Below are 20,173 nucleotides of genomic sequence, written 5' to 3'. Positions count from 1 at the left end.
AAATGGAAGCGAAATGGATATTCTTCAACACATTGATTCAGGCAGCCACGTTTGCTTATGTGGCAGTTTTAAATTCAACGACGCATTGCTAGAAACAGCGACGACACTGCGCGAACTGGGTTTTAATGCGATTTCAGTGCCTTCCTTCAATCCAGATATCGCGGCGGGGGTGCAATCTTGTTTTCAACGCATCAATGATGCTGACATTGTCATTATCGTAAACCCTTCTGGTTACATAGGTACTAGTGTCCTCATTGACCTCGGTTACGCTGTCGCCAAACAAAAGCCGATTTATCTCACCGACCCACATCCGGACGCAGCTGTTGGCAGCCTCATTCACGGTCTATTAGATTAACTGCGTACTACTCATACCCTGATAGCATTAAGCGTAAGATCTGTCTCCTATGTATAACTAGGCAGACAGTTACACTGCAACACCGATATAAATTCAATCAAACTGATCGACTGGATCGACAATTTGCACATTTTTCATTTACACCACTCATACTGATAGGTACATTTTTTTGATTTTTTGACGTCCCGTTGCAACGAATTTGAGGCCATGATTCCAAAAACTGATGCCAAATCTCCTTGGCTGAGCATAGTAATGATGGGTATTGCCTATTTCATTCTCGCTCGATTTGGTATGCACTTATTCTCACTGCAGCCAGAAAATCTCACCATGATCTGGCTTCCTGGCGGCGTCGGCTTAGTCATGCTTTTAAGGCATGGACTGAAAGCAGCACCAGTAATCTTTCTTGCGAGCTTTCTTGCTAATTTTAATGGACTCCATATCGGCCACGATATCTCACATAGCGTATTCCACACCTTTGTCGCCGCGTTCGGCGATCTACTCGCGCCGGTCTGGGGTATGAAGATGCTGCAAAAGTCGCTCCCCAACGGCATCCAATACAGCAACGATCTGTTTAAGCTTGGCCTATACGGCTGCCTATTTCCTACCTTACTATCCAGTTCCATCATCAGCGCGAACCTTTTTTTTGGTGGCTACATTCATTTCAATGAAGTACTGGAAACCCAGCGTATGCTGGTGCTTGCCGACAGCTTGGGTATTCTGCTCATCTATCAATGCTATGCCAATTGGCATAAACGATCTGACGACATCACCCCGCAACTCACCGACCTCGCCATACTTGTCGTGTTGATTTCGTCTATTTTAGTGTTCAGCATGAGTGAGGGTAACGATTGGATCGCTTTCTTAGTGCTACCTTGCTTGGTTATGGCGGCATTTCGGTTGGACGGTTGGTTAGCGTCTCTCATTAGTGCTGGTACGATGCTGTGCTTTATTTTGCTTACGGCCAACGGTCATGGCGCACTGGTTTCCTCGAGTTCTGTAGAGACTAACTCGGAAATGATGGCGTTTGTCTTCTCATGTGCGATTGCCGTGTACGGGATCACGCTGCAAAAAGCCCACCTCATCGAGACAGAAAAAGCGAAAGTCCATTGGCAATATGAAGCACAATTCGATTCCTTGACGCGACTACAAAATCGACGTGCCTTCTTCTCAATCCTGCACGATGAACATTTGCGCGCAGAAAAGAACCATCACCATGTATACGTTTTAGCGGCATTCGATATCGATAACTTTAAGCAGCTAAATGATACCTACGGCCATGCTAAAGGGGATATTGTGCTTAAAACGCTTGCTCGAACCATGCGGGATGCTTGCCGAGCAAAAGACACCGCAGCGCGTCTTGGTGGCGAGGAGTTCATTGTACTGATGCCATACTCCTCCATCGATGATGCAATGCTGACAACAGATCTGATTCGGGAAACCTTTTCTCACCGAGCCGAAGAAGAATGTGACGTTACGTCGAGTGTGAGTATCGGCATTGCACAATACCGACCGGGGCTGGAAGCAGAAGAGATCCTCAACGCGGCAGATAAAGCGCTCTACAGCGCGAAGTCTTCAGGGAAAAACCGTGTTGTTATCGCGCCGGAGTCTTTTGCTTCTCGCGTTTAACTAGCGGCAAAGACAAGCGCATCGCCATTGTAAGTAAGCTGTGACATGAGTTGACGCACGCCATCAGCGCTTTTGTCATTGAACTTTACGCCAACACGTATATCACCACTGCCTAACGTTCTATTTTTCACTTCGCCACTTAAAACAAACACTTGATTGGTTAAGTCATTCTTAACCCGGATTTTTACTTGCTGCTCTACTGAAAGCACATCATGCAAACGATTCAGCGCTAAGCCACATCCTTGCTTGGATAAATCAGTAATGAGCATAGGCACTTTCTTGTCACTGTTTGCCACAACACCTTTAATCGACGTGGCATAACGAGACTCACTGCGCAAGGTCTTCATTGTCACCGTATATGGCAACTCAATCGCAAGTAGGTCCAACTCATCAACGTAGCGAGTGATACGTGATTTGAATGAGAGCCTAGCGCCTTCACCCCGATCACAGATGGTATCCACTTGGACCCAATACCCCGCATTCAAGAAGTAACGTTTATCGCGAGGAGAAATATCCGGAGAGGCAAGAAAGATATGATTACCAAAGTCACAGCCTGTGAGGCGAGATTTACAACGTATCTTTTTTCCGAGCGCGGTAGTAATAGACAGCGTCACTTCAGCCGAAAGCGAGACGAGTTTAAAAGCTTCTGCTCCACGCAGATAACGGAGATCGTCTTCAATGTTGACGTTGACCGCAGATTCAGACACACAAGCTATCCCATAAATAAAAACAGCTTTCAGGCTAGCAGTATCGAATTCTGTACGCAAACGTAGATTGGTCAATAAGTATCAGAATATGCTAAGAAAATGATTGGTTAGTCCCAAAAATGGCAAACACTTTTGAGACATAACGTTTTGATGATGGTTTATTTACGCGCTTTTAACTTGGCTTGATGCGGAAAAACGTTACGAATGCGCTGCTTCACTTTAGCAGGCACCGATTTAGAAAACACGAGTTTGGTTGTAAAGCGGTTTTTATACACCTTAATCGAACCAGAAAAAGGCTGTTTGTGGCCGATCTCTTTGCAGTCATGCAAAAAACCGTGAGGGATATTCCCTTTGGACTTAGTGATATCCCCATCTTTAAACCACATTGCAATAATCGGACGGTCTATAAAAACAAAGACACAGACCGCAATGGCCAGTAACAATACGTAAAGCATAATCAATCATCCATGTTGAGAAGTTCACTGAGATCATTACGAATATCGGAGACACGCTGAGAGGCACGGTTAGATTCAGTCAGTAGATATTCGATGGTTTCCGAAAGCGTCGAGCCCATTTCCATCGACTTGTCGGCGAGCATCTTCCAAACTTTGTAGTCAAGGTCTATCGATTTCTTGCGGGTATGCTCCTGCTCGGCATTAAAGTGACGCTTGCGCTTCGCACGAATCGCTTGCTTAAGCTTATTTTCTAACGGCTCGGCCATGTTGGCATCGATCCACTCTAACACGAGCGTTGGTTCATGCTCTAACGCCAAAAGTTGCTCAACAGCTGCTTTATCTTCACTTGTGTCGATATAGCGAGTCACCTTTTCACCGTCACGATACTTTTTCACTAAGTATTTCCATTTCCAGCCGGCTTCGAGGTTTTCAAGCTGTTGATATTTCATGTTGGCGGAGTTCCATTTTGTCGTTTGCTGAGTCTCGGTGACAGTGTAATGCATTACCAAGTGGAGTGACAATATCAACGTGGCCCGAATGCGGGGTCAATCCGCAACTCTGTGAATTAACGACAAATTGCTGGAACCAGTACGCATTTTCACGCTTGAGGCTTTTTTTTACACAAATTGAGCTAAGTAACATCGCCAACCTGACTTAAACCTGCATTTTTACTCGTATGTGTATATAATCGACTCCTTTTATCCCTATTACTGATGGCCTTACTCATTATGCAAAACCAACACTGGTTGCAGTTCGAACCAGATTACGCTCGATTTGAATCTCCGCTTTCTCAACTCGCTTATTCGTCCTCTTTTCGTGAGGAACTGCAACCTCGTTTGAGTGACGCCATCAGCCGCTTTGTTCGTTTCACCCATCAGCCTCGCATTCTTCGCATCACTTCTCAGGAAAACATGCTTTACCGTGATGAGTTAATCGCAATGATCAAAGCAAAGGACGTGTGCAATATCATCGCGCCTTCTACTTTTAATGCGCAGAGTATGCTGGGTTACTGCTATCAAGATGCACAAGGTGATACACACAAAAAACCGGGGTTCTTGCACGATGCGGACAATGGCATCTTGTTAATCCCTGCGACTCAATTGCTCGCTAATGCATCACTTTGGCCAGAGATCAAAGCCGTCGTCGCTGGTGAGAAGCTGGCATGGCGTGCAATCGACAATAAAAAGCAACTCCCCTTGCCCGAGCCTGCGTCTCTCAATATTAAGCTGGTGGTTTACGGTGATCGTACTTCGATGGCTGATATTGAAGCCGGAGAGCCTGACGTCTTTTCTGGCCTTTGGATCTATGGCGAGTATGAGCAAGATGTTGAGCTCCATGAAGGCATGCTTAACGCCTATACCAGTATGGTCACCGATTGGTGTGAACGCTTAAATCTTCCGAAGATGGCCGATGACGCCTGGCCTGCACTGTTTCGCGCAGGCGCTCGTGAAGCCGAAGAGCATGATAAACTGCCGCTTTGTCCTCTCTGGCATGTAGGCGTACTGACAGAAGCGGCACTAGAAGCCAACGGGGATGCGATCACCAAAGACGCAATACAATTGAGTCGCGCTGCTATCGAGTTCCGAGAATCGTATTTACCTAACCGTGCGTTGGAAGATATTCACGGTGGACACGTCATCATCGACTGTAAAGGCAAAGAAGTTGGCCAAGTAAATGGCCTCACCGTGGTCGAGATGTCAGGCCATCCCAAATCGTATGGCGAGCCTTCGCGTATTTCCTGTGTGGTTCACTTTGGTGATGGCGACATTGCCGATGTGGAACGAAAAGCAGATATGGCAGGGAACATTCACGCCAAAGGCATGATGATTATGCAAGCCTTTGTAAGTGCAGCGCTCGATCTTAATCAACCATTGCCTTACTCCGCTTCCATCGTATTTGAACAGTCATACTGCGAAGTCGACGGCGACAGTGCGTCTTTGGCGGAATTATGCGCCTTTGTCAGCGCATTGAGTAAAGTGGAAATCAATCAACAGATCGCGGTCACCGGTGCCGTAGACCAATTTGGCCGTGTCCAAGCGGTTGGCGGCATCAACGAAAAAATTGAAGGCTTCTTCCACGTCTGTTCTCATCGCGGCCTGACAGGCGAACAAGGCGTGATTCTTCCGCAAGCCAATATCGTCAACTTGTGCCTCAATGACGAGGTGATGAATGCGATTAAAGAAGGTCAATTCCATCTTTGGCCTGTTGAAGATGTCCACCAAGCCCTACCTCTGCTTACAGAAGTGCCTTTTGATGGTGAGCGAGATCAAGAGACGCTGCTTAACAAAATTGGCCAACGAATCGACGAATTTCATGGAGACGATTTACCGCCAAGAGGGCTTATAAGTCGAATACTTAACTGGTTTGTCCAGAACTGATCCGAGTTGTTTAGCGTACACGTGTTCGCTAAATTGGCTGCACCACAATAAGGAGCTGTTAGAAGAACTATGCTGATGAAACGTCAATCATTTGAATACGAGGACCTCGTTGCTGCGGGCACTGGAGAATTATTTGGCCCGGGTCGTCCTCAATTACCGTCAGACAATATGCTGATGATGGATCGTATTGTCAAAATCACCGACGAAGGTGGTGAGTACGGTAAAGGTTTCATCCACGCAGAACTCGATATCAAGCCTGATCTATGGTTCTTCGATTGTCACTTCCAAAACGATCCAGTTATGCCGGGCTGTCTTGGACTTGATGCCATGTGGCAGCTTGTAGGCTTCTTCCTTGGTTGGAATGGCGGTGCGGGCAAAGGTCGTGCACTCGGTGTTGGTGAAGTCAAGTTCACTGGTCAAATCCTACCAGACGCGAAGAAAGTCACTTATGAAATCAACCTAAAGCGTCTCATCAACCGCAAACTCATCATGGGTGTGGCTGACGGTCGTGTCCTTGTTGATGGTAAAGAAATTTACGTTGCAAAAGATCTTAAAGTAGGTCTTTTCACCGATACCTCTACTTTCTAAGTCGATTAGAATAGTGACAAAAGCCACCCTCTGGGTGGTTTTTTGTTTTTAGACCGTGTTATCACCCTCAAATCCCTTCGATAAATCCCCTTTTCTCTTGCCAGTTGCTAGCTACGTGATGCTCCTACGCTCTCTGCTTTGAAAAGCTATAAATCATTGCGATGAGTAATTCATCGTGAGCTTTGACCCGAAAGTTTAAAAACAGATAAAGCTCATTAGTTATAGTGCGTTAGAATGGTAATGAAAAAGCCCCTTTTTGGGGGGCTTTATCCTTAAATCGAAGGGTGTTATTTGTAGAGACCGGTTTGTATATCTTCTCTGGCATCCCGCCAGCCACCAAGCCATTGAGTACGGGTATCTAAGGTTTGATACGGACAACTTTCTTGAGAGCGACCATTAATACCAGCTTGGTATCCACTCTTTTGCGCACGTTCTAGACGATCCCGCTTTTGTCTCTTCATAGTTCGTTCCTCATCCTTACAATGTGTGGTGCTTCATTACTATGACGTAATGATGGAGTTTTTATGACTCCTCAGTAAGAATTGACGAAATGCGAAGAGATCGCAATGAGATTTTCGCCCTACCGGTTAAATTGTGAACAGGAGCGAAAATCTCGATCTTTCTTATTGACGACGCTTGCGTAACCCCATCAAGGCCAGTAGAGAGAGGCCCAACCAGCCGAAGCTACCACCCTTGCGCTCAACGTTAGTCGACTCCTGAGGGCGGCTCGCAGGCTCACCTTCTGGATTTGGCATCAACTTCACGGCCACCAGCGTTTCAGTCCCTGAACACGTTGCATTCGAAGCCACTGAATCATAGCCACCTTCACACTTCAGCGCCGTCGCTGAAATAACGCCTGCGTCATTAATGTCGTGTGCCTGCGCGATACGGTACTGGTTAGATGGTGTGCCTGCACCATCGCCTGAGTTATAAGTCAGATCATCTAACAACCAGCCACGATTATTATTAAACTTTGCTAGGTTACGTGACTCATCACCATGAAGATAGATGAAGCCTCGCTGACGACGCTGGCGACCTGAGATTTCATTGACGATTTCAACGTCTGTCCAACCAACAATCTCACTGTGGTTGTTAATAGAAGACGCAAACGTGTGCACATTACTGAACATCCCGTTTAAACTTTCGAATAAAACCGTATTGTTCGCCTTAACGTCGTAGACGAAACTCTTATGCGGGAAGATACGTGACTGCGCCACTTCGTTCTTGGCATGGCCAATCACTAAGCCACTTTGGTTGACATCAACTGCGCTGGTAAACAGGCGAACTGCGGTACCGTCCGAAATCAGCTCCAAGCCCGGAATCGTTCTCAACTCCCATTGAGGGTTTTCAAGGTCCGCGATATCGACACCGCCCTCTTTTGGTACAAAAACCACGGCGCGTGCCGCCATCGCAATGCCGTTAGCATTGATCCACTGCGAAGAATAACCCACACCATACGGTTGAGCACCGTCCCCGTTGCCGGTATCGACGATCTCGAAACCACGCAGTGACGCTTGGCGGGCACGATGGTCATTTAGCCATGATCCACCACCAATCCACCCGGAAACCATTGGGTAAGCTGTCCCCGCTTGATCCCAAACAACGGCTTGCGTCGCAAACGATAAGTTATTACAGGCTTCGCTGTCTGTACCTACGGTACAACTGTGAGCACCTGTTTTATCCGATGAGTAATTGGACCCAAAGACAACACTGGCACTCGACCCACCGACTAAGCGCTGGCCGCCAAAATCAACCGTATCAAAAGCACTGGTTTGGCCATGAGTATCAATAACTTCGTTAATATCAGCCAGCGGCTTCAACTCTGTGACCGTTCCACCATCATACACAAAGCCACGCTTGCGGAACTGACGAGGGTATGCGCCATTATTGTTCTCTATAAAGCCCGCACTGGTAGAACCAATAATGGTACCGTCAGAGGCAAATGTATTGACGACAGAGTTAACCGTTGACCCATCAGCGTCACCTGTCATTGCGCTTAAATCAAGCACAGTGCCGTTATTAATCGCGGTGGAATTCGCTTTGTATCCAGATCCCCAACCCGCACGCTCTCTTGCAATGGCTGACCACTCTGAGTCCCCCCAAGAGTCACAAGTACTGTAGCCAAGGAAGTCATAACAGTAGCGACGTAGATCATCGCTCTCATCAATATCGTTGCGGAAGAACCCCATATAAGGCACTTCATCACGATACGGTTCACCCATGCGACCTAACAAGGTTTCACCCGCGACCTGTGTATCGGCTACCGCACAATTCGCTGTAGTATCAAAACAGTTCAAATCGGCATTAGCGTATTCAGAGACAGCGCGCGCATAAGTGCTGGCTGGCATGTCTGTCACTTCTTCGATTTGATACAGCGCGGCATTCGCTTGTGCAGCTGCGGCAATACTTACTGTCAATACACTTAGCTTAAAGCCATCAATTTTTCGCATTATTGTCCCTTTTGCATTGCTTCTAACTCTTCCCAACGCTCAAAAGCGATTTCGAACTCTTGTTCCGCATCGTTTAAACGTGACAACGTCGCTTTGGTAACATCATCATTCTGTTGGAAAAAGGCAGGATCGTTGATATCTTCCTGCAACTTCGCAATTTCATGTTCAAGTTGTTCAATTTTTTCTGGCAGACTCTCTAACTCACGTTGTAGTTTGTAAGACAGTCGCTTGCTATTCGTTTTTTTCTCGGTCTGCTTTGCCGCTTTTTTCTCTTCAGAAAGGCGTTTCTTTTCAATCCGCTCTGCTTCGAGTTTGGCCTGCATCGCCGCTGAATTAGCGCGTTGATGTTGAGCGTCATGATAACCACCAACATACTCATCAATCTGCCCATTTCCTTCAAAAATCCAGGATGTGGTCACAGTATTATCGACAAAATGACGGTCATGGCTGACTAACAGCAATGTGCCCTCATAGTTGGCAAGCAATTCTTCTAAAAGTTCCAAGGTTTCGATGTCCAGATCGTTCGTTGGTTCATCGAGTACTAATAAGTTACACGGTTTGAGGAAAAGCTTGGCAAGCAACAAGCGGTTTTTTTCGCCGCCGGACAAGGCTTTTACTGGTGTCCGAGCTCGCTTGGGGTGAAACAGGAAGTCCTGAAGATACCCTAACGCATGTCGCGTACGTCCAGCGACGGTCACTTCTTGTTTACCGTCGGCCAAGTTATCCATGACACTCTTTTCAGGATCTAGCACTTCGCGATACTGGTCAAAGTACGCCACCTCTAGCTTGGTACCGCAGTGTAACTTACCTTCCATAGGTTTAAGTTCATCAAGCAGCAGCTTAAGCACCGTACTTTTACCGCAACCATTCGGTCCAATAAGCGCGATCTTATCGCCACGCATAATCGTAAAGCTAAAATCACTGACAATATTTTTGTCACCGAAACAATAGTGAATATTTTCCGCTTCAAACACAATCTTGCCAGAGCGCGATGAAGTATCGAGATTGATGTTCGCTTTCCCCATCACTTCACGTCGCTCACTACGCTCTCGACGCAGCTGTTTCAACGCCCTCACTCGCCCTTCATTGCGGGTACGGCGCGCTTTTATCCCTTGACGGATCCAGGTCTCTTCCTGAGCCAGCTTTTTGTCAAATTCGGCATTTTGCTCGGCTTCTACACGAAGTGCTTCTTCTTTACCATCAAGGTACTTTTGATAATCACCCGGCCATGAGCTTAACTTGCCTCGGTCTAGGTCAACAATACGAGTAGACATCGACTGAATAAAGGCACGGTCGTGAGAAATAAACACAATTGCGCCTTTGAAGTCTTTTAGGTAGCGCTCTAGCCATTCAATCGTGGTCACGTCCAAGTGGTTAGTTGGCTCATCGAGCAACAACACGTCAGGGTCGCAAGCGAGTGCTTTCGCCAGTGCAGCCTTGCGCTGCCAACCACCAGAAAGACTGGCCAATTGTGTCGCGCCGTCCAGATTCAAATCTTCAAGGACTGACGCAATCTTAGTGTCTGTTCGCCACGCATCCGCCAAATCAATCTGTTCTTGCAACTTTGCCAACTTGGCAAAATTACTCTCAGACGCATCGTGTGCGACTTTATCAAGCATTTGATGGTACTGATTCAGTAGTTTACCGACATCGGCCAAGCCTTCTGAAACAAACTCAAACACTGTCCCCGACGCATCGCGAGGCGGATCTTGTTCAAGCCGCGAGACACGCAGCTCTTGCATAAACTGAAGCGTACCGTCATCGAGCTGTACCTGCCCATCCAGTACTTTCATTAATGTGGATTTCCCCGCACCATTGCGGCCCACCAAACAAACACGCTCACCCGATTGTAGAATAAATTCTGCGCGATCGAGAAGCGGGTTATCACCAAACGCCAACTGGGCGTTACTGATCGTTACTAATGCCATGTTTATCTAACCAATCTGTTAACGTCGCCAAATCAAATGGCCAATTCAGCTCAGCGTCTTTATTTTCAAGCTTGAGAACAGGGATTGTGACCCCGTAACGTGAAAAGAGTGCCTCATCAAATGCAATATCAACGATTGAGACCTGATCTGAGACACCGAGTTGAGTGAGGAGCACATACGCCTCCTCACAGAGATGACAGCCTTCCGTGCTGTATAGAATCATAATCCTTTAAACCTAATCAAATACTTATTGATCGTGTGTGATGATCCAACAGTTGTGGATCTGCTTATTGCGAGCAAAGTCGAGTGGTAACGTCTTCGAGGAAATGTTATCCGCTTTCAAGCCTAATGTTTGAAGCTTATCCGCATCCATCTTAAAGCCGCGTTTATTATTCGAGAACACGATGGTTCCACCCGGTCTTAACAGGCGTTTTAAGTTTTCCATCAGCATGATGTGGTCACGCTGCACATCAAATGACTGCTGCATACGCTTTGAATTGGAAAATGTTGGCGGGTCGATAAAGATCAAATCATATTCGCCGTCCACTTGTTGCAACCACTGCAAACAATCTGCCTGAATAAACTGATGCTGACGACCCACTTGACCGTTGTGCGCCATGTTCTCTTGCGCCCAACGAAGATAGGTATTAGACATGTCGACGGTTGTCGTCGATCTCGCGCCACCGACTGCGGCATGCACGGTGGCAGAGCCGGTATAAGCGAACAAGTTCAAGAAATCTTTACCTGCCGCCATTTGACCCAAACGGCGGCGCGTAAAGCGGTGATCAAGGAACAAGCCGGTATCGAGGTAGTCGTACAAATTCACTTCAAGCGTGACACCGTACTCTTGCACTGTCATCGTCTTTTCCGCTTGAGACAGTTTTTCATACTGGTTAGTGCCTTTCTGGCGCTGGCGAACTTTAAGAATCACGTTATTAGGATCAACACCTGTCACGTCAATCGTCGCCCGCATGATGTCCATCAAACGCAACCGCGCCTTCTCTTCGGGCACAGATTTTGGTGCCGCGTACTCTTGAATGACAACGTAACCTTTATACCAATCAATCGCCGCGTTATATTCAGGCAAATCGGCATCATAGATACGATACGCTTCAATCCCTTCGCGCTTCGCCCATTTTTCGATTTTCCCCATGTTCTTTTTCAAACGGTTGGCGAAATCAGGGGCAATTTGTGCCTTTTCTACGGTGACATTGTCACCATCACGTTTCACGGCCCCACCAGTAATCAAATAGGATTTCAGTACCGCGTCGAGCGCACCATTTTTTAACTTATATTGACGATCTGCTCGCATACGCAAACAGCTCAATAATTCATTTGAAGAGGAATAAAACGACGCGGAGCAACCAGAAAATGCAATTTTTAGACGGTTACCCAGTTCTGTGTAGAGGTTTATCAAGGTTGGTGTCGTGCCCAAACGCTCACCATACGGTGGGTTAGACAGCAATACACCTTCACCAAAGCCTTCAGGAGCGGTTAACTGCGTTGCATCTTCTACGTCGAAGTTAATCAAAGCCGCTACACCGGCACGCCCTGCATTCTCACGCGCAATGGTCAAAACACGGCGATCCATATCACGACCAAAGAATGACGTTGTCACTTTCTTCGGACCACGGCGAGCCTTAACGGTGGCTTCCGTTAGCACGCCCTGCCAGATCTCGTTATCAAAATTCTCAAAAGCCTCAAAGCCCCAACGACGACGCTTTAATCCCGGCGCGATATCTGCAGCCATCATCGCCGCTTCAATCAATAGCGTCCCTGAACCACACATAGGGTCAAGCAGGTTCTTATCGGCTTGCCAACCACTTTTCATGACTAATGCCGCTGCATGTGTCTCACGTAGCGGTGCTTTACCTGCTTCAGTCCGGTAACCACGTTGATGCATACCACTGCCCGCCATATCAAGGCCTAAAATGCCTTTGTCACGGGACAAACGCATGTGTACTCGCAGATCAGGTCGCTCGCGGTCAATGTTTGGACGCTCAAAGCCAGCTTTAGTGAAACGATCGACGATCGCATCTTTGATTTTCAACGCACCATACTGGCTATTGCGAATTTCTCGGTTTGTCCCATTAAAATCGACAACGATACGTTTCGATGCGTGGAAGTGGTCTGGCCAATTGATGACCGACGCCCCCAAATAAAGCTCCAGATCATCACGAACCGAAAACTCACTCAACACATAAATAATTCGAGACGCTAATCGCGACCATAAACAACAGCGATAAGCCGTTTCTAAATCGGCTTTAAAGCGCACGCCCGCCCCAACCACTTCGACTTGGCTGGCACCCAGTTGAGTAAGTTCTTCACCTAAGAGATTTTCAATACCACGAGATGTGATAGCTAGATACTGATTCATGATGTCTTTCTTTGAACGATGTTGGCCGAGATTATAACTGATTAACCATCAATAAGCTTATCTATCTAGCCGCTTTTTAGCGCTTATTAGGCCTGTTATTTCTCATTTGACTATTTCATGTCCTTTACTGGCGCAGCCCGATGAATGCACTCCCTCTTGCGTAATGGCACCATTCAACTGTTTCCATTTGGAACCAAAGTTATCCACAGACAGCCCCTCCCCAAGTCCAGGTCGTGTTTCCAAATAGAAACAAAAACAAACACACATCACTCTTAGTTAGTGTGTATTTACTTTAATGCTATTGCCCATTTTCAGAGGACTCATCATTATTTCCTACTGGGAAACACGAGATGGATACTCGCCACAGGGGCTGTAATTAAATTACAGACATCAAATAAACAGGGAAATAATGAACAATTAGAGGGCGTTTTTGGCCGCAATTGCGTGAAATTGCCCACAATTTTGACGGAAAATTAATGCGCTTACATGGTATTGTTGATGCATTATTGGGATAGATATCACTATATCTAGCGCGGTACGATGAGGAGTGAATCGATGACAGACCACCAGCAAGGTCGGATTTAAGCTGCAGATGCAAAAAAGCCAGTGAAGTTTCCCGCACTGGCTTTTCAAAGAATAACGCTGTGTCTCGCTTAACTTACTTTCGCATATTGATGTTTCATCTCATCAAAGTAAGCGATTTGCATTCTGTCGTTCATCACTTTAATGGTATCGCAGAAATTCAGCATTTTGTTGCCATCGAGACTAACGGGCTCTAGGGAAGCCGACATCACTAAACTGGCATTACCGCTATTTTCTACAACGATGAAGTGCCCTTGCCCATGCTCGGTCTCTAATACCACCACTTCGCCAAGTTCTGGCGCGTCAATATCACCACACGCGGTGAAGAACCAACTCTTAGGTAACATAGGCTTATGATATCGATGTGCCGCAATCGCATTCAGCACAAGCTCAGCGCGACGGGGAGCGGTTAAAGGCAAATGATGCACCATATCACTGTAGGTTTGGAATAAGGTCGCATCTTCTACCGAAAACGGGATTCTGCGTGTCGCGTCAGGAATCAAGCGATTAGCGGGAATAGCCGTTTTGAACATCATATCAGCGCCCAAGTCCAGCATCAGTTGCTGCCCTTCAGCGTCATAAAACCAGGTCCATTGATTGTTGGGCTTAAGCATTAGACTGACCCACCTTCCCTGTTGGTTGATACGATGTTGCACTCAGACAACGGCTTTAATGTGAATTTTAATTTGCTAAAGACAAAAAAAAAGGGGAAATCCCATTCCCCTTTTTCGAACACTGCGCTTTGAAATGACTAGATATTTGTCACGATATCTTTGACCAACTTCGGGCCGTGATAAATGAAACCCGAGTAAACTTGAACAAGCTTTGCACCGGCTTCCATTTTCTCTCGTGCGGCTACCGCAGAATCGATACCACCAACACCGATGATAGGAATTTCACCCTTGAGTGCTTCCGCGAGTTTGCGTATCACTTCTGTGCTCTTGTTTTGAACAGGACGACCACTCAAACCACCCGCTTCATCGCAATGCTTCATACCTTTGACCAGTGTACGATCTAAGGTCGTGTTAGTACCGATAACACCGTCCATCTTATGGCGTAGACATGAGTCAGCGACTTGCATAACTTCCTCATCTTCCAAATCAGGAGCAATCTTCAGTGCCACAGGCACATACTTACCATGCTTCTCAGCTAACTCAGCTTGCTTCTCTTTCAGTGCAGATAAAAGCTCATCCAATGCATCACCGTATTGAAGCGAACGTAAATCAGGCGTATTAGGCGAGGAAATGTTGACAGCGATATAGCCTGCGTGTTCGTAAACCTTTTCCATACAGATCAGGTAATCATCTTTACCATTTTCAATCGGCGTGTCTTTGTTCTTACCGATGTTGATACCAATGATACCGTCATATTTGGCTTTCTTTACATTTTCAACAAGATGATCAACACCTTTGTTATTGAAACCCATGCGGTTGATGATGCCCTCTGCTTCTAAAACTCGAAACAGGCGTGGCTTGTCATTACCGGCTTGAGGGCGTGGTGTAACAGTACCCACCTCGATGAAACCAAAGCCCATTGCACCAAACGCGTCAATACACTCTGCATCCTTATCCAAGCCTGCCGCGAGACCGACTGGATTTTTAAAAATCAAGCCCATTGCTTCAACAGGTTTGTAAGGAACATTTTGACGATAGAAGAGATCAAGAGGTGTGCCGGTAAAACGAGAAAGGTTTTGAATAGTCAGTTCATGAGCATGCTCAGGATCCAACTTAAAGATTGCCGCTCTGGCAAGGGAGTAGAACATTACACCTCCAAAAAAAAGCCCCGAATAAACGGGGCATTATTATTCACTGATTTGGTCGACAATTCAAATTTAAAAGCACTAATTCACGCATTGCTACCGAGAACTTGGCGAATTCGTGGACATTACCCACTCGGAACTCCGCTAAAATACTCTCCCATCGTGATATCGCCACCTGATGTTCGTCTAGCCAGGCTTCAACACTTTCAACTGGGTCCGCATTCTCATTCAGGTCGATCACAATGGAAGCTGTCAATTGACGTTGCTGCCAATCCAAATCTTCTCTAAAGGTCGCACGCGCCAATGCTTGCCAATGATTCTCAACACTTTGATGGTTAATCTGATCCAAGAACCAGTGCAGCGACAGTTTCGCCCCCATCACAAAGTATGTCTTAGCAACAAAATCAATCTCTTTATGATGCTCTTCCGCAATTTGGGCAATATCCATTGCTGAGTAAAGGCTACTCATACGTGCAATGGTATTGGCCAAGTCTTGAGGTACGCCGCTATCAATGTAGCGCTGAGCATCACGATCGTGATCCGCCACTTCGTCGTCAACCAAGTAGTTCACTAAATTTTCTTTTAGATCATTCACTACAGGCTGGAAGATCGAAATTTGCTCTTCAATCCCTAGACGATCCTTGGATCTTAAGATCCAACGCGTTGCTCGGCGCAGCATACGACGACATTGATGCAGCATTTGATACTGAACCTTGGCCTCAACTTGATTATCGAGGTCGCGAATCTGCTCGAACAATTGACCAAACTGGAAAATCTCTCGTGCAACAGAATAGGCATTGGCAATGGCAATCACCTCAGCACCCGTCTCATCATGCATACGAGGCACAAAGTTACATCCCATGTCATTCGACATTTGGTTAGCAAGGCATGTCGCAATGATCTCTTTACGCAATGGATGTTGATCCATCGCGGAACGGTATTGACTCTGCAGTTCTGAAGGGAAATACGCAGGTAGCATGCGCGCATGGTAAGGATCGTTGGCAATCTCTTCCGACACCAACTGCTCTTTCAATACCATTTTCGCATACGCGATTAATACCGCTTGCTCAGGTCGGGTTAAACCCAGGCCTTGCTTCTCGCGCTCGGTCAACGTTTCGTCATCGGGCAAGTATTCGAGTGCCCGGTCAATGTGCCCTTCACGCTCTAGATGATGAAGAAAACGAATTTGCTCTTTGAGCGAATCCACACCCGTCATTTCAGACACTGATATCGATTCTGCTTGCCAATAGGCGTCTTTGAGTACGATTTCCGATACCTCATCTTCCATCGACTCGAGCAGTTGATTTCGCTTCTTAACGGTTAAATCGCCACTCATTACTAAGCTATTGAGAAGGATCTTGATGTTGACTTCGTTATCAGAACAGTCGACACCGCCGACGTTATCGATGAAATCAGTATTAACTCGGCCACCCTTCATCGCGAACTCCATGCGTGCGAGCTGCGTTAACCCGAGGTTGCCCCCTTCACCAACAATGGCGACATTCAACTCGTTGCCGTTGACGCGTAGCGCATCATTCGCACGATCACCCACATCTGTATGTGTCTCAGTGGTTGCTTTGACATAGGTACCGATACCGCCATTCCACAGCAGATCCGCCTTCATCTTCAAAATCGCGTTAATCAGGTCATTAGGTGCCATCGATTGCTTGCGCGTCCCCAACATTTTCTGCACTTGGCTGCTGAGCGGGATCGATTTAGATCGACGTGAGAACACGCCGCCACCCTCAGAGATCAAGGTTGGATCGTAGTCTTCCCAAGAAGATCGAGGCAGTTTAAACAAACGCTCTCGTTCTATGTAACTGGATTCTGCTTCTGGGTTTGGATCCAAAAAGATGTGCAGATGGTTAAATGCGGCTTGTAAACGAATATGACGTGATAACAGCATACCGTTACCGAACACATCTCCAGCCATATCGCCCACCGCAATACAGGTAAAGTCCGTCGATTGGCAATCAATCCCTATTTCACGGAAATGGCGTTTAACAGACTCCCATCCACCTTTGGCAGTAATGCCCATCTGCTTGTGGTCATAGCCGTTTGACCCGCCAGAAGCAAATGCATCACCTAACCAGAAGTTGTACTCATCAGAAACTTCATTGGCGAGATCAGAGAACGTTGCGGTGCCTTTATCTGCAGCGACAACCAAATAAGGGTCATCTTCATCATGGCGTACTACACTAACGGGCGGCACCAACTCACCGTCAATTATATTGTCGGTAACATCAAGCAAAGATTGAATAAATATGCGATAGCAACGTTGACCTTCCGCGAAGATTTCATCACGGGTCGATAATGAAGGTTGGCGTTTACAGACAAAGCCCCCCTTCGCCCCCACAGGAACAATAACCGTGTTTTTTACTTGTTGAGCTTTTACTAAGCCGAGTATTTCTGTACGGAAATCTTCACGGCGATCAGACCAACGCAAACCACCACGCGCGACTTTACCACCGCGTAGATGGACACCTTCGATATCTGGCGAGTAGACAAAGATTTCAAATGCAGGAACGGGTGCGGGAATTTCAGGAATTTCACTCGGTTTCAACTTGAAGGCAACCGACGACTTCCAATCCCCGTCCTTGCCTTTCTGGTAAAAGTTAGTGCGCAATGTAGCCAACATCATCTCGACATAGCGTCGCAGAATACGGTCGTCATCTAGGCTCTCAACTTCTTCGAGTTTTTTGTAGATTGAAGTGACAACGTCACCAATTAATTTTTCTGTATTTCGCTTCGCAGGGTCAAAACGTTGTGCAAACAGCTTCACCAGTAACTTAGCTATTTGCGGGTAGGTATTGACGGTCGATTGAATATATTCCTGACTGAATGGGAAGCCAACTTGGCGCATGTATTTGGTGTAACCACGAATGATCGAGACTTCCCTGCCACTGAGCCCTGCATTCAAGACCAGTTGGTTAAAGCCATCGTTCTCAAAACGGTTTTGCCAAATGCCCGCAAAGGTATCCTGGAAACGATCCCGCGTTTCCGCAAGATCATGATTTGACTTCGCATTATGGAGCATCTCAAAATCAAGGATCCAGAAAACACGCCCTTCATTGGTGACGATCTCATACGGCGCCTCACCGATGACACGTAACCCCAAGTTTTCAAGCATTGGCATCACATCGGATAAGTGCAATGGCTCATCACGGTGGAAGAGCTTCAACTTTAATTTCTTAGAATCACTGCTCTCTTCTTGCGGACGGTAGAGTGACATGGCGAGCTTGTTGGTTTCATTCAAGCTTAAAAGCTGTTGAATGTCTGCCACTGCACTGCCCGGCAACATATGCTCTTTGTAAGAACGCGGGAATGCACGAGAGAACTGTTTACCAACTGGCGTACCTTCATTCTCACCAAAGTGCGCCACCAGCGCCTCTTGCAAACGATCGTCCCACGATGAGGCGGCTTCCATTAAGTTGCGCTCCAGCAATTTCACATCAATATCAAAATTATTGTTATCTACACGAACAATATAGTGCGTTCGCGCAAGCGGGCTTTCAGAGAAGAAGGTGGTAAACTCCACATCCTGCTGAGAACCGAAGTAGTGCTTAAGTAACGATTGTGTTTTGCTACGTAGCTCAGTGTTGTAACGCTCTTTTGTGGTATACACCATGCAGGAGAAGAAACGACCAAAAGGATCACGTCGGACAAAGATCTTCAACAGATCGCGATCTTGCATCTTGACCACACCCGACCCAACATCAAGCATCTCTTTTTCAGAAGCTTGAAACAACTCATCACGCGGGAAAGTTTCAAGAATGTTTTTGAGGGATTTCCAAGAGTAAGACTCAGGTGCGTAATCACTCAGTTCCAGAATCCGTTGTACTTTATTGTTCAACAACGGAATGTTGTCGACACTCTGGTGGTATGCAGTTGCCGCATATAAACCGATAAAGCGATGCTCGCCAATGACTTCACCTTTCTTGTTGAACGTCTTCACACCCACGTAGTCGGTATAAGCAGGACGGTGAATTTTCGATTTAGTATTGCCTTTCGTTAGCAGGAGCACCTGAGGCTTGCGGGCTTCCAATCGCGCACTTTCCGGCAAAGATGACAACTTGATTGGGCGAGTGCGATCGCTGTTCGCCAAGATACCTAAGCCATCATCACCCGCGGGAACAAGTTGATGGTCACCCTCAATGGTTTGTAATTCGAAATAGTGATAACCCATGAAAGTAAAGTTGTGCTCGCACACCCAGTTCAAGAACTCGGCGGCCTCTTCTTTTTCAATCGGATTCTCTGGAAACTTGCTTTTCAACAGTTCTGCTTTGACTTGCTGCATCTTATCGCGCATTTGCTGCCAATCGTTGACGACTTGGTCCACATCAGCCAATACCGTTTCAAGTTCCTGTTTCATCGCTAGCATCTGTTGATCATCATTGAGTCGATCGATCTCAATATGAAAAACGGATAGCAATACGCCTGTCTCTTCACAGACTTTTTCGATTCTTCCCTCTTTATCTCTGCAAAAACGGTGCGGGCCATTAAGCATCATATGACTCGTCGTTTCCCGGCGACCTAATGTCATACGCACTGACTCAACTAAGAAGGGTCGGTCAGGACAAATTATTTCTACTACCGTGTGGGTAGATTGCCAACCATGTTGCGCCAAGGTTGGATTAAACACTCTGACAGAAAAATGGTTTTCTTTATTATCATTGAGGTGCTGCCATAAACTCATTACGGCACCATAAAGGTCACTCTCATTTCTTTCGACTAGGTCGTTATCATCCAACTGCGTTAATAGTTTTTTTGCCAATGCTTCGACTAAAGAACTCGCTGGTGGATCTACTTTTTCTTGAATCAATCGATACACTTTTTCGAGTAATACAGGAACAATGGGTTGCAATGCTGTCATCGGAGATGCTCCAACTTTGTAGTGTTTTTATAGATTTAGTATAGAGAGAAAAAGCACAGATGCTCGGACAACATTTTAACGCTGAGTTAACGGAG

15 protein-coding genes are annotated in these 20,173 nt (G+C 46.6%); 4 read left to right on the top strand and 11 right to left on the bottom strand.

Translation table 11 applies throughout. The annotated features are described in order from the left end of the window. The first annotated feature begins 13 nt into the window (after positions 1-13). On the top strand, positions 14-355 hold the full coding sequence (locus TSUB_RS07775; protein WP_087017671.1) for a hypothetical protein: 342 nt from the start codon (positions 14-16) through the stop codon (positions 353-355). A gap of 207 nt (positions 356-562) precedes the next feature. Beyond that, positions 563-1,981, top strand: coding sequence for a GGDEF domain-containing protein (locus tag TSUB_RS07770; RefSeq protein ID WP_087017673.1), 1,419 nt, complete (start codon positions 563-565; stop codon positions 1,979-1,981). On the opposite strand, the gene TSUB_RS07765 is transcribed toward TSUB_RS07770, so the two are convergent. The 3 genes from TSUB_RS07765 to matP form a co-directional block, all read right to left on the bottom strand. Continuing rightward, positions 1,978-2,688, bottom strand: coding sequence for a PilZ domain-containing protein (locus TSUB_RS07765; protein ID WP_159064811.1), 711 nt, complete (start codon positions 2,686-2,688; stop codon positions 1,978-1,980). The two genes, TSUB_RS07770 and TSUB_RS07765, sit on opposite strands and share 4 nt — an antisense overlap. A 158-nt stretch (positions 2,689-2,846) precedes the next feature. Next, on the bottom strand, positions 2,847-3,143 hold the full coding sequence (locus TSUB_RS07760) for a DUF3634 family protein (RefSeq protein ID WP_087017677.1): 297 nt from the start codon (positions 3,141-3,143) through the stop codon (positions 2,847-2,849). Positions 3,144-3,145: 2 nt separating this feature from the next. Continuing rightward, positions 3,146-3,592, bottom strand: a complete 447-nt coding sequence (gene matP / locus TSUB_RS07755) for a macrodomain Ter protein MatP (protein ID WP_087017679.1) — start codon at positions 3,590-3,592, stop codon at positions 3,146-3,148. Between the two features lie 279 nt (positions 3,593-3,871). Here matP and TSUB_RS07750 point away from each other — a divergent pair, with 279 nt between their 5' ends. Both TSUB_RS07750 and fabA read left to right on the top strand, forming a co-directional pair. Continuing rightward, positions 3,872-5,521 (top strand): S16 family serine protease, encoded by a 1,650-nt coding sequence (locus TSUB_RS07750; RefSeq protein WP_087017841.1) that lies wholly within the window; start codon positions 3,872-3,874, stop codon positions 5,519-5,521. A 72-nt stretch (positions 5,522-5,593) separates the two neighbouring features. Next, positions 5,594-6,109: a bifunctional 3-hydroxydecanoyl-ACP dehydratase/trans-2-decenoyl-ACP isomerase gene (gene fabA, locus TSUB_RS07745; protein ID WP_192867822.1), complete on the top strand. Its 516-nt coding sequence runs from the start codon at positions 5,594-5,596 to the stop codon at positions 6,107-6,109. A gap of 287 nt (positions 6,110-6,396) precedes the next feature. On the opposite strand, the gene rmf is transcribed toward fabA, so the two are convergent. From rmf to TSUB_RS07705, 8 genes are all read right to left on the bottom strand, one after another. Then, positions 6,397-6,570 (bottom strand): ribosome modulation factor, encoded by a 174-nt coding sequence (gene rmf, locus TSUB_RS07740; protein WP_087017683.1) that lies wholly within the window; start codon positions 6,568-6,570, stop codon positions 6,397-6,399. A 162-nt stretch (positions 6,571-6,732) separates the two neighbouring features. Then, positions 6,733-8,559 carry a DUF3466 family protein gene (locus TSUB_RS07735; protein WP_087017685.1) on the bottom strand — a complete coding sequence of 609 codons (1,827 nt, stop codon included), beginning with the start codon at positions 8,557-8,559 and terminating at the stop codon, positions 6,733-6,735. Next, positions 8,559-10,487, bottom strand: a complete 1,929-nt coding sequence (gene uup, locus TSUB_RS07730; protein ID WP_087017687.1) for an ATP-binding cassette ATPase Uup — start codon at positions 10,485-10,487, stop codon at positions 8,559-8,561. Before uup ends, TSUB_RS07735 begins: the two co-directional genes overlap by 1 nt. Continuing rightward, a complete protein-coding gene (locus tag TSUB_RS07725; protein WP_192867823.1) occupies positions 10,465-10,713 on the bottom strand; it encodes a glutaredoxin family protein in 249 nt (82 codons plus the stop codon). The genes uup and TSUB_RS07725 overlap by 23 nt, the downstream gene beginning before the upstream one ends. Positions 10,714-10,734: 21 nt before the next feature. Continuing rightward, positions 10,735-12,864 carry a bifunctional 23S rRNA (guanine(2069)-N(7))-methyltransferase RlmK/23S rRNA (guanine(2445)-N(2))-methyltransferase RlmL gene (gene rlmKL / locus TSUB_RS07720; protein WP_087017690.1) on the bottom strand — a complete coding sequence of 710 codons (2,130 nt, stop codon included), beginning with the start codon at positions 12,862-12,864 and terminating at the stop codon, positions 10,735-10,737. A 653-nt stretch (positions 12,865-13,517) separates the two neighbouring features. Beyond that, positions 13,518-14,060 (bottom strand): cell division protein ZapC, encoded by a 543-nt coding sequence (locus tag TSUB_RS07715; RefSeq protein ID WP_087017692.1) that lies wholly within the window; start codon positions 14,058-14,060, stop codon positions 13,518-13,520. A gap of 137 nt (positions 14,061-14,197) precedes the next feature. Continuing rightward, a complete protein-coding gene (pyrD, locus tag TSUB_RS07710) occupies positions 14,198-15,208 on the bottom strand; it encodes a quinone-dependent dihydroorotate dehydrogenase (protein ID WP_087017694.1) in 1,011 nt (336 codons plus the stop codon). Positions 15,209-15,251: 43 nt separating this feature from the next. Next, the gene (locus tag TSUB_RS07705) at positions 15,252-20,078 is read right to left on the bottom strand and encodes an NAD-glutamate dehydrogenase (protein ID WP_087017696.1); all 4,827 of its coding nucleotides are present in this window, start codon (positions 20,076-20,078) and stop codon (positions 15,252-15,254) included. Positions 20,079-20,173 lie beyond the last annotated feature (95 nt).

The sequence above is a fragment of the Thaumasiovibrio subtropicus genome, from assembly GCF_019703835.1.
In the GTDB taxonomy this organism is placed as follows: domain Bacteria; phylum Pseudomonadota; class Gammaproteobacteria; order Enterobacterales; family Vibrionaceae; genus Thaumasiovibrio; species Thaumasiovibrio subtropicus.
The sequence above is the reverse complement of the archived record's forward strand: the minus strand, read 5'-3'. Positions and strand labels throughout refer to the sequence as shown.